Source organism: Flavobacterium sp. N502540, assembly GCF_025947365.1.
Lineage (GTDB): Bacteria > Bacteroidota > Bacteroidia > Flavobacteriales > Flavobacteriaceae > Flavobacterium.
In genome coordinates this window covers 53,858-66,967 of the sequence record NZ_CP110012.1, presented here as the reverse complement: position 1 = coordinate 66,967, position 13,110 = coordinate 53,858, and the positions used below count along the sequence as shown (strand labels likewise).

Here is a 13,110-nt window from a genome sequence, read left to right as displayed (position 1 = left end):
GAGTCTTTATTGGGTTAATTATTTTGAATTTCCGGGTCTGGTAGCCTGTTGGATGAGATCCTGTAGTGTTTTTCCTTTGTCGGCTGTGGTGTTGTGTATTCTTCTGTTGTACACATCCTGCCAGTCAATCAATGGGTAAACATTGTTTTCTTTGGCTTGTTCATCAAACAGTTTTTTAAGTTCGGCTAATTTTTCAGGATATTTTTTAGCCAGATCGTTACGTTCGTTGAAATCTTCGTTCAGGTTGTACAATTCCCATACGTCTGTGTCAAAATTACTTTCGGCCGGTTTTTCGTTTTTACCCAACGATTTTTTTACCGCAAAAGAATCCGGCAGGTGAGCTGCTCCCGCTTTCCAGCCATCTTTGTAGATGGCTCTGTTTCCGAAAATATAGTAGTACTGAACGGTGTGCAATGAAGGTGCTTTGGCATCGTTTAGCGAAGCATAAAAGGTAGACCCCTGAATGGCATCCTGTTTTATTTCTCTGATATATTCCGGAGCTTTAATTCCGGCAATGTCTAAAGTTGTCGGTAACAGATCGGTTACGTGGCTGTATTGATTTCTGATTCCGCCTTTGTCTTTAATTCCTTTCGGATAAAAAACGATCAATGGGTTACGCGTTCCCCCTTCCGATTGTGCATCTTGTTTCCAGTTTTTAAACGGAACATTGGTGGCCTGAGCCCATCCCAACGGATAATTGGTATTGAGTCCTTTTGCCGTTCCGATTTCACCAATGTTGTTTAAGTTTTTCTGAAGATTTTCTTCATCAGATCCGCCCTGAGCAAACAGACTTTGGTTGATCGTACCTTGTGTAGTACCTTCTTTACTGGCACCATTGTCACCAATTGCCACAAAAATTAAAGTATTATCGAGTTGATTAGTTTGTTTTAAATGCTCGACGATACGTCCAATTTCATGATCGGTATAGGTAAGATATCCGGCATAGACTTCCATGAATCGGGCGTACACTTTCTTTTGATCGGGTGTTAGTTTTTTCCAGTCCGTAATCAACGGGTTACGTTCGGGTAATACAGCATTAGCAGGAACTACACCTAATTTTTTCTGGTTGGCCAGTACTTTTTCGCGATAAGCATCCCAGCCTTCATCAAATTTTCCTTTGTAAGGTTCGCTCCAGGATTCTGCCACCTGATGAGGTGCGTGAACAGCGCCCGGTGCATAGTACAAAAAGAAAGGTTTGTCTGGTGCGGCCTTGTGCTGTTTGGTGATATAGCTAATGGCTTTGTCTGTAATCTGGTCGGTTAAATGTCTTCCGTCAGGAGTAACATGTGCGTTGTCTTCTACCAAATCCGGTTTGTACTGATCGGTTTGTGATCCTAAGAAACCAAAGAAGTGTTCGAAGCCTTTTCCGGTAGGCCATCTGTCAAATGGTCCGGCATCAGTCGCTTCTTCATCAGGAGTCAAACCATATTTTCCTACGGCAAAAGTATTGTATCCTTTGTCTCTCAGGATTTCGGCAATCGTACCTTTATCAGATGGAATTCTTCCGTCCCAACCAGGGAAACCAGCCGATAAAACGGTGTGAGAGAACCCGCTTACGTGTACTTTCCCCGAATTTCTTCCGGTTAAAATAGCAGAACGCGTAGGAGCACAAATGGCTGTAGTGTGAAAATTGGTGTAGCGTAAACCATTATTAGCCAGATTGTCAAAAGTGGGCGTTTGAATAAGGCCTCCAAAAGCACTAGAGGCGCCAAATCCAACATCATCCAGTAAGATCCAGACAATATTTGGAGCACCCGTCGGTGCTTTTACAGGCTCAGGCCAATATTCTTTTGAATCGGCTAAAGTTTTTCCTATAACGCCTTTAAAATCAGCATTCGGATTGTTTTGCGCAAAACTAAATTGTGCTGCAAGCAACGCAGTAAATAAAAGTCCTTTTTGCGGACTTTTAATTTTACTATTGGGTTTGAAATTTTTCATAATCTATTAGTTTTTAGGGTTGTGTTAATTAATATCCGGGGTTTTGTGGTAATCCGATTGGATCGATGTTTCGTTCGCTTTGTGGAATTGGGTATAAATTATTTCGTTCGGAAACAGAATTTTTGGCCAGTACTTTTTTGACTTCAGTAACCAAAGTTCCCCAGCGAACCAAATCAAACCAGCGCTGTCCTTCCTGAACAAATTCTTTTTTGCGCTCTTCCTGTAGGGCAGCCCTGAAAGACGTTTGCGTTAATCCGGTCAAGTCAACCGTAACATCTGGTGTGTTAATTGGTTTCCCGAAAGCCCTTCTTCTTACCTGATTGATTAACTCGTAGGCTTCGGGCGTTGGTGCTCCCTGTTCGTTTATAGCTTCCGCTAAAGACAATAAAATGTCGGCATAACGGATTATCGGAAAATTGATGGCTACGTTGGAAGGTGTGGCCAGATTAGTTAAATCCAGATACTTTTTGAAGATCGGTTTCGGAAAAGTATATACGTTTGCGGTACCGGGAATTGGTAATTGTTTGGCATAACTTACATCCCTTCTAGTATCTCCGGCAGCATAAATATCATAAAACAAAGCAACATCCGAAATAATATCGGCAGGTTCTGTAGCAGTGAATCCGGTAAAAGAAGTGGCCTGAAAAGTACTTCCGCTGGAGCCGTTTCCAGCTTGGTTGGGTTCAAACTGAACAGAGAATATATGTTCCTTCCCGTTCTTTTTGGTTTTCGTGAAAATATCCTGGAAATTTTCAAAAAGTGCATATCCATATCCGCCGTTGATCACTTCTCTGGCTTTTAAAATAGCATTCGGATAGTCTTTTCTCGTGAGATAAACCTTGGTCAGAATGGCTTTTGCCGCTCCCGATGTAGTACGTCCGGCATCAGTTGCAGGATAAGTGGATGGTAAAGCTTCAGCATCTTTTAAATCTGAAATAATCTGAGTATAAACTTCTGCTACAGTGGCTCTTTTCGATTTTAAACTTTCTAATTGAATAGAAGTAGGCTCGTGCAATACAATTGGAACTCCGCCCCAAAGTCGTACGGCCTGAAAATACAATAAGCCTCGGATGAATTTAGCTTCGAGAATCAATCTGTTTTTAACAACGTCTGAACCGGCTACTTTTGGTATATTATCGATAGCAACATTGGCTCTGTTTATTCCGGAATAGATTTGACGCCACGCCACCTGAACACGATCAGAAGTTGCATCATGAGTCAGGCTGCTTAAAGCTCTCACCTGCGGATTGGTTGCCGAAACTCCTGCTGCAGCATAATCCGAAGCCATATCGGTCAAGAAATATAAATTTCTTCCAAATAAACTCTGTTCTCCCGGATCAAGGCTCAATGAAGCATAAACAGCAGTCACACTTGCAATAGCATCGTCCTGAGTTTTAAAGTAGTTGTCTTCGGTTACAAATGAGGTAGGTGTGACCTCTAAATCGGTGCACGATACCAATAGTCCGGCACTCAATAGGAATGTTATAAAAATCTTTTTCATTTTATATTTTTTTACTTAAAAAGTTACGTTCAGGCCTGAGATGAATGTTTTTGAATTGGGATAAGCGCCAAAATCAATTCCCGGGTATAAGTTGTTTTGTTCGTAGGAGCTTACCTCAGGATCGTATCCCGTGTATTTGGTCCATGTAATTAAATTTTCGGCAGAGACATAAAATTTAACGCTCTTAGCACCCAGTCTTTTGGAAAGGCTTTTCGGTAAAGTATAGCCCAGAGTGATTAGTTTTAATCTTAAGAAAGAAGCATCTTCAACATACCGTTCGGAAACAATCCCCAATGGAGAACTGGTTGCTCTTGGAACTTCGTTGCTCGGATTTGTTGATGTCCAACGGTCGTCTAAAGTAACATTCGCATTGGTTCCCAGAGTCGAAATTTCCAATTGCTGATTTAAAGCATTGAATACTTTACCGCCATAAGATCCCTGAAAAGAAAAGTTAAGATCAAAGTCATGATAGGCAATTGTGTTGCTAAAGCTTGCGACAAATTTTGGTTGTGAACTTCCAAGATTTCCTTTGTCAAGAGCTGTAATTACACCATCTCCGTTAGTATCTACATATCTTCGGTCTCCAACTTTTGTATTGGCTAAACTGTTGATTTTAGGTTGAGTGTTGACTTCTTCCTGCGTCTGGAAAATGCCATTGGTTTTGTATCCCCAGAAAGTTCCCAGAGGCAATCCTACTTTTACGGTTACGGGTTGCTGCTGTAATAAAGATCCGTTTGGTACTACAGGAAAAAATTGATCAACACCGTTTCCGATAGCCACTACTTTGTTTTTATTGGCAGAGAAAACAAAGTTAGAATTCCATGAAAAGTTTTCTGTTTTTAGATTTTCCGTGATCAGACCAATTTCGATACCTTTATTTTCAACACCGCCAATGTTTTGAAGTACAGTTGCATATCCTGAAATCAGCGGAACAGGCACATTGATCAGTAAATCGTTTGTTTTTTTGTAATATACATCAAATGCAAAATTGATTTTTCGGTCTAATAAAGACAAATCCAATCCTACATTATATTGATTTGTTTTCTCCCATTTTAAATCTGAATTGGCCAGTCGGGTAGGAGCTAAACCGGTTTGCAGTGTTCCTCCGAAAGCATAATTTACAGAACCCATTTGAGCCAGAGAAAGGTAATTTCCAATTTCCTGATTACCGGTAGTTCCGGCTGTTATTCTTAGTTTAGCTTCCGTTACGCCTTTAATATGGTTTGCGAAAGATTCCTCTGTGATATTCCAGGAAAATCCCGCTGAAGGGAAATAACCCCAAAGTGATTTTGAACCAAATCTTGAAGATCCGTCTGCACGGCCGGAAAGCGTAAAGTTGTACTTTCCTTTGTACGAATAATTCACCCTGGTCAGCCAGGACTTTAAGACACTTTCGGAAGCATCCGTAGAGGGTTTTAGCGGAACACCGTCTTGCAAAGCATTGTAAGTATTGGCATCGTTTACGAAGAATTGAGCTCCTGCATTCACCACTTCCCCTTTTGTGTACTGAAGCGTATACCCGCCTAAGGCTGAAAATTTATGATTATCACCAAAATTAGTGTTATAGTTCAAAGTGTTTTCATTCAATACAGAGCTCACCAATCGGTCTCCAACAGAACCAAAGCCTTTTGTTCCTGCACCTGTAGTGGTGGTTGCCGGAGCGTAGTAATTTTGCTTGGTATTGATGACATCACCGCTAACCGCAACTTTTGCTGTCAGTTTTTTGGTGATTTTATATTCACCGAATAAACTGGTCAGAATCCTGTTGATTTTAGTTTCGTTGGTGGTGCTCACCAGATCATTTATGGGATTGGCAATTATCCCGTTTACAGCCGTTGCATAGGGATTATTGGTCAGGTTATAACTTCCGTCAGGATTTTTGATCGGAACTACGGGTGGCTGATACAAAGCAACTACTAAAGGATTAGGCTGTCTTCCGGCCGATGAACCGCCATTTGTACCAATACCATTGGCAACAGAATTGCTGTAGTTGGCATTCACCCCAAATTTAAAATTGGGAGAATAGTTTCTTTCGTAGTTGACACGTAACGAAATACGTTTAAAATCGGAAGCAATTACAATTCCGTCCTGTTGAAAATACCCCGCCGAAATCGCATATCTTGAACGATCATCCCCTCCTGAAAAGGACAATTGATGATTTTGAATCGGTGCCGCAGTTCTAAAAGCAGCCGATTGCCAGTCGTATCCTCCCGAAGTTTTTAAAGCTTCGATCTGAGCAGCAGAAAAAGAAGGCGCCTGACCAATACTGGCCTGAACATCATTGCGTAAGCTAGCCCATTGGCTGGCATTCATTAAGTTTAGCTTTTTCGACACATTCTGAAATCCAATATAGCCCTGATAAGAAATGTTATCCTGACCTTTTGTTCCCTTTTTAGTAGTGATAATCACCACGCCGTTTGCCCCGCGTGATCCATAAATAGCAGTTGCTGAAGCGTCTTTTAGTACTTCAATAGATTCGATATCACCGGGATTAATCGTCGACAGGACATTGACAGTAGCTCCTGCATTGGCAACTCCGGCCGTACTATTATTATTGTCGTTATAAATTAAAATTCCATCCACCACATAAAGCGGTTCGTTACCAGCTGTAATTGAGTTTCCACCTCTAATCCGAACACTGGATGAGGCACCGGGACGACCCGAACTTTGTGTAACTACCACTCCCGGTATAGCACCTCGAAGTAAGTTATCTGCCGATGAGGTCACCTGACTTAAATTGGCTTTTGGAACTGAAGCGACCGAACCTGTAATGTCTTTTCGTTTTTGAGATCCGTACCCAACAACTACCAGTTCATCCAGTTCCTGACGTTCTTCTTTTAAATGAATAGTGATCGGATTTTTTTCGACTATAATCTCTGATTTTTTGTACCCAATGTAGGTTACAATTAAGGTGTAAGGGAATTTCTGTCCGGTTTGAAAATAAAATTTTCCTTCGGCATCCGTCTGTACGCCGTGTGTAGTTCCTTTAATCACTACCGAAGCGCCAATAATAGGCTGGTTGGTGATATCATCTACGACCGTTCCGTCGAGTTTCGATTGGATAAGAGGTGTTGTGTTTTGAGCATTAATTCCCGTGGATAGGAGCAGGAGAAATAAGAATGAGTATATTTTTAATTTTTTTTTCATTTCTTTGTATTGGTTTAAGTAATTAACAAGAAGCCCTGAAAGTTGAATTTTCAACTCTCTGATCGTATTCTTGGTTTAGTGATAAATATTCTTTAAGCCTTGCCATTTCTGTTGCCGCAGAAATGGCTTTTTTTATTTACAGCAACAGCTATGCATGTTTTTCATTTTGTTTTTTTTAATGGTTAGTCATTTTTTTTTAAGATATAGGTATAGTTTCAGTGCTCTTTTTGACACAAACGAATGCGTCAAACCGACTTTGAAATTTCAATATGGAATCTTGTGTATTTAAAAATTCGTTTTTAAAACGATTCGATGTAAAAGAGAAATCGAAGGCAAACGAAAAAAAGGGCAGAGGTTTAGCAACAGATGCACATATAACAAAAAGTGTTATAGGTATATTTTTTAGGAAGAATGTAATACGATCTGCTTTCGGTTGTTTTCAAAATATGATTTTTTTGGTTTCAACTATTATTTTAAACTCTACTAATCCTATAGACAAAGTTAATTTTAATATAATAAAATCCAAAAATTTGTTTATTTTTTTTAAAGAAAGTGCAAATCAAGAAGTTTTTTGTGTTGTTTTTAAGTTGTTAATGTATTGATTTTTAATATTTTAATTATTTTTTTTGAAGGGATTTAAAAATAATAGCTTGCATTTTTTTTGTTAAAAAATGTAGTACTTTATACTTAGTTTTCTAGTTTTTAATGTCTTACCTAATTTTTAAATAATGCAAAAACGTCTGATAAAGTGTTTTTTAGTCTAAAAAGGTTCCTATAGGTTAATAAGGAGAGAGCATTTCGAACCAGTCAAAATCTTTAAAATGTAGAAATAAATCAATCCGTTATAAGTGCTAATCAGTAAACCAAATTGATTTTTAAAGAGCTATTCCAAAGAATTAAGCTAAATTTATAGGGTGAAAGATGAGGTAGTTAATAGTTATGAGTTGTGAGTTTTTGATTTTAGTGACCAGATCGCGAGGAAGCCTAAAACTTGAAACTTGAAACTTGAAACCAGAAACCAGAAACTTGAAACCTGAAACCTGAAACCTGAATCCTGAAACCTGAAACTTGAAACAAAATAATAAAATCATGGAAACACTAACAGCATTTATTCTTTGTGGAGGAAAAAGTTCTCAGGTGCAGTCGGAGAAAGGATTGGTTTTGTTTCGAAAAAAGCCGTTTATAGAACACATTATCGGAGCCATTTTGCCCGTAACTCAAAAGATTGTTTTAATCACGGAATCTAAAGAATATGATTATCTCGTTTATCCAAAAATACCGGATGTTATTGCAGATAAAGGTCCGTTAGGAGGAATTTATACAGCCTTATTACAATCTGAAACTGAATTTAATCTGATTTTGAGTTGTGATATTCCGCTAATTTCAACAGAATTATTGAAAGAGCTCCTTTCTAAACATACGGAAGAAGCCGGAATTACAGTTTTTGCTTCAGAAAGCCGCATGCATCCGCTAATCGGAATTTATTCGAGAATAATGATTCCTTTTATTAAAAAAGCCATTGATACGAATGAATTAAAAGTGATGGATTTGTTAGAAGGAATACCGCATCAAATTATTAATCTGGAAGAAAGTGAAACTTTTCACCTGAGCAGAATTAATTCGGCTGACGAATTAGACGATTTGAATGTCAATCTAAGTTAAACAGTTATGCAAAGTTTGAAAATACCAAAGTTAACGATAGTTGGAGCAGGACCGGGTGATGCCGAACTGATTACCCTGAAAGCAATAAAAGTTTTAAAAAGTGCCAAAGTAGTTTTGTATGACGCATTAGTCAATGAAGAATTATTAGCATACGCCTCAAATGCCGAAATTATTTTTGTTGGAAAACGAGTAGGCTGTCATGCTTACACACAGGATCAGATTAACGAATTGATTGTTTCGATGGCAAGACGTTACGGACATGTGGTTCGTTTAAAAGGAGGTGATCCGTTTGTTTTTGGAAGAGGAAGTGAAGAAATTGAATTTGCAGAACAGTTTGGAATTGAAACGGACATTGTTCCCGGAATCTCATCTGCTTTAGGAGTTCCGGCTTCGGCTGGAATTAGCATAACTCAGCGTAAAGTAGCTGAAAGTTTTTGGGTCATTACAGGAACGACTTCTGACCATAAGTTATCTAAGGATATTCATTTGGCTTCTCAATCGGCAGCGACCGTAATTATTTTGATGGGAATGCATAAACTAACTGAAATCATATCGGTTTATCAGGAGAATAGAAAAGACAATCTGCCCATTGCCATTATTCAGAACGGAACAAAAGAATCGGAACAGAAAGTAGTCGGAACCATCGATACCATTGTAAAATTGGCTTCTGAAAAAAATATGACATCACCTGCTATTATTGTAATTGGTGAAGTAGTAAGAAACACTTCAGACTGGATTTCCTATTTTCAGGAGCATTTTGACGATGAATTTATTTTTCAGAATTTAAATTTATAAAGGAGACAAGAGTTAAGTGGGATCAGTATAAATGGTTGCTCCGAAAGAACCCTAGCAGCAACATAGTGCATTGCGGTATGATTGTGCTATTGGGCTTTCAGCCCTTTTAGTTGTTTGCTTCTTAAAATAAAAAAGGTTCAACTTTTATCAAGTCAAACCTTTCTGAATATTATTTTTTCTTTTTGGCTTTTGCCTTTTTTTTAGCTTTTACTTTCTTTTTGGCAATTTTTTTAGCTTTGGCTTTCTCCTTTGCTTTTTTTGCTTTTTCTTTTTTCTTGGCAGCAGCTTTTAGTTTTGCCTTTTTAGCTTTTTCTTTCTTTTTATCTTTTTTAGCTTTCTCTTTTTTCTTAGCCAGTTTCTTTTTGGCTTTTTCTTTCTCTTTGTCTTTCACTTTTTTGGCTTTTTTAGCAGCTTTATCTTTTTCGGTATCTTCGATTTTAACCGCCTGGTTAGTATTTTCTTCTTTTGGTTTAGAAACAGCTGTTTCCGTAACCGCTTTTTCTACTGGCTTAGCAGCTGTTGCTGCTGTGGTTTTTGCCGGTGCTTTTGGTACGGCCGGTTTAGGTGTAGTCACTGCTGCCGGTTTTACAACCGCTTTGGCAGGGCTTTTTGCTGTGGTCGTCGTTGCTGCTTTTGCAACCGAAGCTGACGGAGCTTTTGGAGCTACCGGTTTAGTTGCAGTTGGCTTTGCTGCTGTTGTTTTGGTAGCTGGCGCTTTACGAACGGGGGCTTTTTTAACAGGAGCGGTAACAGGTTTTACATTATCAGTAACAGGTTGAATGGTTTCAGTTTTTGGTGAATCGATCTTCTCAGGATTCGTTTCTTCGGTCTTGTTTTCCATATTTAATACGCTTTTAGATAAGGTTAATTACTGGTAATGTAACCAAATGGTTAATTTATAGTTAAGTAAAGATAATGATAAAACAAGTTTTGTAATGTTAAGTTTTTGGATAAATTTTAACATTAAGTATTTGAAAGTGAATTATTTGCGTGAATTTCTAAAATTAGAGATTTAAATCTCTTAACAATTCTACTTGGAAAAATGGAGAAATTAAGGTGTAAAAAGAGATAGTGGAAGGAGTAATGGTAAGTTATAGAAGGAGAACTTTTTTATGAAGTTTGAGAAAAGAAGCAGGGCAGAGACGTAATAATACGTCCCTGCGAAGTTGAGGTAAAATAATTATTTTTTCTTTCCGATAAATCGGATTACGGAACCTTTTCCGTTATGAAAAAGGCCCTCTTTGAGTTCAATTTCTTTTTCTTCCAGTGTGATGATCTCATAATTAGGAAAGTCAGATTGGATTTCTTCAATTGAAAACAGAGAAGCAATATCTTTTGGCCCGCCTACTTTATCATTTATGGCGAGATAATCTAAATGCTTTTTACTGAAAGCTTCAAAAATGATACAGCCGCCCTTGCGAAGGTATTGATCAAGAGTTTTATGAATTGACGATTTAATCGCTGCGGGAAAGTGGGCATAAATTAGAGCAATAGCATCAAATTGCTCCGGCTGATATTCTAAGGTTTCAAGTTCTCCAACCTGATAATCCAGAATGACATTTTCGGATTCAGCAAGTTTAAGGGCTTTGTTTTTCCCTTCTGAACTAATATCAAATGCCGAAACTTTCCAGCCCAGTTTAGCTGCATAAACGGCATTTCGGCCTTCTCCCTCAGCGGGAAAAAGAATCGTTCCGAGGTCTTGTTTTTCTAATGATTCTTTTAAATAATTGTTGGGTGCGGTGCCGTAAGCAAATTCTTCGGCGCTGTAACGGTCGTTCCACCGTTCGGTCCAGGAGTTGGTCATGATTTATATATTGAAATTAATGATTAAAGGGATGTGATCGCTGTGCATAATCCAATCGCGATAAGTGCCCACTTCTACACTTTCTAAAACTTTCATGAAATCTTGCGAGGCAAAGCAGTAGTCAAGGTGGTAGGGTTTGTTTTCATGCCGGTAAAGATATAAAGTAGGATGCTCTTCTTTACCTTGTATTTGATTGAAGTATTTGTGATAGGTACTAAAAATTTGTTGTTCGCCTAGTTTGTTTACAACGGTTGTGTGATTTCCTTCTCTTCGGGGTTTGTCCCAAATTGTATTGCTATTGAAATCTCCAATTAAAATGGTCTTGTTTTCGGTGATCAGATCTTCGTAATAATGAATCGCTTTCCAAATCTGAGTTACATATTGTCCGTCTTTGTCCTGAGGATTATTGGCCCAAATGGCAAACAGAGTAAAATCAACATCCCCGCCGGTTACTGCTATGGGTAAAATGTTTTTGAACAATGGATTGTGACAGTCCAGTAATTGAAACCTATAGGTATTGTAGGAAAAAACACCAAGTCCCTTGTAAGGATTGGTTCCGTACCAAAGCAGGTCGTTTGGTAATTTTGTATGGAGACTGAACTTTAGATTTTCAGGGTTTTCACATTCAGAAACGACAACAATATCAGCATTATAAGCTTCTAGAAATGCTGCTTTTTTTCGGAATGCCATATTACAATTCCATGCTATAATTTTCATAAGCTAATTTTCTTGTCTCAGAAAAGATCCTCTCAAATATACCAAATTAATGAGTTTTATCAGGGTATTTGCAGAACAAAAAAATGCCCTTTTCAGAAATCGAAAAGGGCAGATCGAATATCGTATTTCCGGGCAGATTAGTTACGTAATTGTACGTAATTTTTATAGCAAAGAATACTCAGTTGCTTTGTTTGAAAGCTCCATCAGGTTTTTTACTTTTAGTTTTTTCATTAAGTTAAAGCGATGAACTTCGGCAGTACGCTTACTGATTTTAAGAGTTTCGCCAATTTCCTTATTCCCTTTTCCGGATAATAAAAGAGACAGAATTTCTTTTTCTCTCTTGGTAATCGTGATTTCGTCGGCTAAAGTTTGTTTGCGCCCTAATGAAACAGTACAATGCACAAAGTGATGAATCAAAATTCCTGAAACATCACCGCTGTAATATTTTCCTCCGTTTAAAACGGTATGTAAGGCTTTTAAAAATTCTTCCTTGCTGGAATCTTTTAGTAAATACCCTTCGGCACCTGCTTTCAATGCACCTAATACGTATTCTTCAGATTCATGCGTGGTGAGTATAATAATCTTAACCTTATTATTTTCACTTCTAAGTTTTTCGACTACTTCAATACCGGTTAAATGTGGCATACGTATGTCTAGTATAAGTAAGTCTGGCTCACTTGCAGCAACAGCTTCGAGTGTATCGATTCCATCTGTAGCTTCGCCTACAACTTCTATGTTTACTTCGTTTTCCAACAAAGATTTTATTCCATCCCTTACAAAAACATGATTATCCGCGAGGACTACCCGAATCGTTTTATTCATTATTTATTTAATTGTTACTTCAAGACCCTACGTATATTGGTCTAAATTGACTACGCAAATATACGTAATATGAATGAAGAATTACGAAGAAGATACTGAAAGGAATTTTTCTTAATTTAAAATGAAGTTAAAGACCTAAAGAGGCTTTTATCAGATTTAAATTTTCTTCAGTGTAGCTAATCTTCAAGGCTTCCTGATGCCCTTTGTCAGACATTTTATCCCAAGTCTTCTTAATGATGTTTTTGAGTTTCTCTTCATCGTGTTTGTGCACAAACGGATCCAGATAATATTCTAAGAAAACCAAACAAATTACATCTTCCAACAGTTGTGTTTCGGCATCTTTTTTTAGAAGCTTCTTTTCAATTAGAAAGGAAACCCGATCGATAAATTCAGAAGCATAGCCTGCTTTTTCCAAAATTCCAGCTGTGGTTTTTGCGTGAAATTTTTTAAGTTCTTCTCGCCATTTCAAATATCCTACACGATCCATTGGATACGATTCGCGTGCCACCTTCCATCGGCAGATGTGTTGTGCTTTAGAGGCAATCTGAATAGCTTCTGAAGCTTCAGGTTCAAACTGCATCAATCGTTTATACATCCGATCAGAATACAATAATTCTTTTGGATATTCTGTATTTTGATCGATTTCGATATTAGGATCCTGAGCGTTCTCAGCATCAATCAACTGGCTGGCTTTTTGAAAAGGTGTAGTCATTTTTTTAGTAAA

Annotated in this window: 10 protein-coding genes; 2 read left to right on the top strand and 8 right to left on the bottom strand. The window is 38.1% G+C overall.

The window, feature by feature from the left end:
* Positions 1-18 precede the first annotated feature (18 nt).
* From OLM58_RS00325 to OLM58_RS00315, 3 genes are read right to left on the bottom strand one after another with little or no spacing between them, the layout of a single operon-like run.
* On the bottom strand, positions 19-1,938 hold the full coding sequence (locus OLM58_RS00325) for an arylsulfatase (RefSeq protein WP_264530725.1): 1,920 nt from the start codon (positions 1,936-1,938) through the stop codon (positions 19-21).
* Positions 1,939-1,966: 28 nt separating this feature from the next.
* Positions 1,967-3,439 (bottom strand): RagB/SusD family nutrient uptake outer membrane protein, encoded by a 1,473-nt coding sequence (locus tag OLM58_RS00320; protein WP_264530724.1) that lies wholly within the window; start codon positions 3,437-3,439, stop codon positions 1,967-1,969.
* A 15-nt stretch (positions 3,440-3,454) separates the two neighbouring features.
* Positions 3,455-6,586, bottom strand: coding sequence for a SusC/RagA family TonB-linked outer membrane protein (locus OLM58_RS00315; RefSeq protein WP_264530723.1), 3,132 nt, complete (start codon positions 6,584-6,586; stop codon positions 3,455-3,457).
* 1,089 nt (positions 6,587-7,675) lie between these two features.
* Here OLM58_RS00315 and OLM58_RS00310 point away from each other — a divergent pair.
* Both OLM58_RS00310 and cobA read left to right on the top strand, forming a co-directional pair.
* The gene (locus OLM58_RS00310) at positions 7,676-8,248 is read left to right on the top strand and encodes a molybdenum cofactor guanylyltransferase (protein ID WP_264530722.1); all 573 of its coding nucleotides are present in this window, start codon (positions 7,676-7,678) and stop codon (positions 8,246-8,248) included.
* A gap of 6 nt (positions 8,249-8,254) precedes the next feature.
* Positions 8,255-9,043 carry a uroporphyrinogen-III C-methyltransferase gene (gene cobA / locus OLM58_RS00305; RefSeq protein ID WP_264530721.1) on the top strand — a complete coding sequence of 263 codons (789 nt, stop codon included), beginning with the start codon at positions 8,255-8,257 and terminating at the stop codon, positions 9,041-9,043.
* Positions 9,044-9,212: 169 nt separating this feature from the next.
* On the opposite strand, the gene OLM58_RS00300 is transcribed toward cobA, so the two are convergent.
* The 5 genes from OLM58_RS00300 to OLM58_RS00280 all read right to left on the bottom strand — a co-directional run bounded on the left by OLM58_RS00300 (position 9,213) and on the right by OLM58_RS00280 (position 13,098).
* Positions 9,213-9,884 (bottom strand): hypothetical protein, encoded by a 672-nt coding sequence (locus OLM58_RS00300; protein ID WP_264530720.1) that lies wholly within the window; start codon positions 9,882-9,884, stop codon positions 9,213-9,215.
* Positions 9,885-10,223: 339 nt separating this feature from the next.
* Complete coding sequence (locus OLM58_RS00295; RefSeq protein ID WP_264530719.1) at positions 10,224-10,847, bottom strand: class I SAM-dependent methyltransferase; 624 nt, start codon at positions 10,845-10,847, stop codon at positions 10,224-10,226.
* 3 nt (positions 10,848-10,850) lie between these two features.
* Positions 10,851-11,564: an endonuclease/exonuclease/phosphatase family protein gene (locus tag OLM58_RS00290; protein ID WP_264530718.1), complete on the bottom strand. Its 714-nt coding sequence runs from the start codon at positions 11,562-11,564 to the stop codon at positions 10,851-10,853.
* Between the two features lie 162 nt (positions 11,565-11,726).
* The gene (locus OLM58_RS00285; protein WP_264530717.1) at positions 11,727-12,386 is read right to left on the bottom strand and encodes a response regulator transcription factor; all 660 of its coding nucleotides are present in this window, start codon (positions 12,384-12,386) and stop codon (positions 11,727-11,729) included.
* Positions 12,387-12,513: 127 nt separating this feature from the next.
* Complete coding sequence (locus OLM58_RS00280) at positions 12,514-13,098, bottom strand: DUF4202 domain-containing protein (RefSeq protein WP_264530716.1); 585 nt, start codon at positions 13,096-13,098, stop codon at positions 12,514-12,516.
* Positions 13,099-13,110: the final 12 nt, after the last annotated feature.

What these genes read in the sequence shown, in the direction of transcription:
- OLM58_RS00320 (WP_264530724.1), bottom strand. Translation starts at nt 3,439, where the DNA reads ATGAAAAAGATTTTTATAACATTCCTATTGAGTGCCGGACTATTGGTA.
- OLM58_RS00300 (WP_264530720.1), bottom strand. Translation starts at nt 9,884, where the DNA reads ATGGAAAACAAGACCGAAGAAACGAATCCTGAGAAGATCGATTCACCA.
- OLM58_RS00315 (WP_264530723.1), bottom strand. Translation starts at nt 6,586, where the DNA reads ATGAAAAAAAAATTAAAAATATACTCATTCTTATTTCTCCTGCTCCTA.
- cobA (WP_264530721.1), top strand. Translation starts at nt 8,255, where the DNA reads ATGCAAAGTTTGAAAATACCAAAGTTAACGATAGTTGGAGCAGGACCG.
- OLM58_RS00285 (WP_264530717.1), bottom strand. Translation starts at nt 12,386, where the DNA reads ATGAATAAAACGATTCGGGTAGTCCTCGCGGATAATCATGTTTTTGTA.
- OLM58_RS00310 (WP_264530722.1), top strand. Translation starts at nt 7,676, where the DNA reads ATGGAAACACTAACAGCATTTATTCTTTGTGGAGGAAAAAGTTCTCAG.
- OLM58_RS00290 (WP_264530718.1), bottom strand. Translation starts at nt 11,564, where the DNA reads ATGAAAATTATAGCATGGAATTGTAATATGGCATTCCGAAAAAAAGCA.
- OLM58_RS00295 (WP_264530719.1), bottom strand. Translation starts at nt 10,847, where the DNA reads ATGACCAACTCCTGGACCGAACGGTGGAACGACCGTTACAGCGCCGAA.
- OLM58_RS00325 (WP_264530725.1), bottom strand. Translation starts at nt 1,938, where the DNA reads ATGAAAAATTTCAAACCCAATAGTAAAATTAAAAGTCCGCAAAAAGGA.
- OLM58_RS00280 (WP_264530716.1), bottom strand. Translation starts at nt 13,098, where the DNA reads ATGACTACACCTTTTCAAAAAGCCAGCCAGTTGATTGATGCTGAGAAC.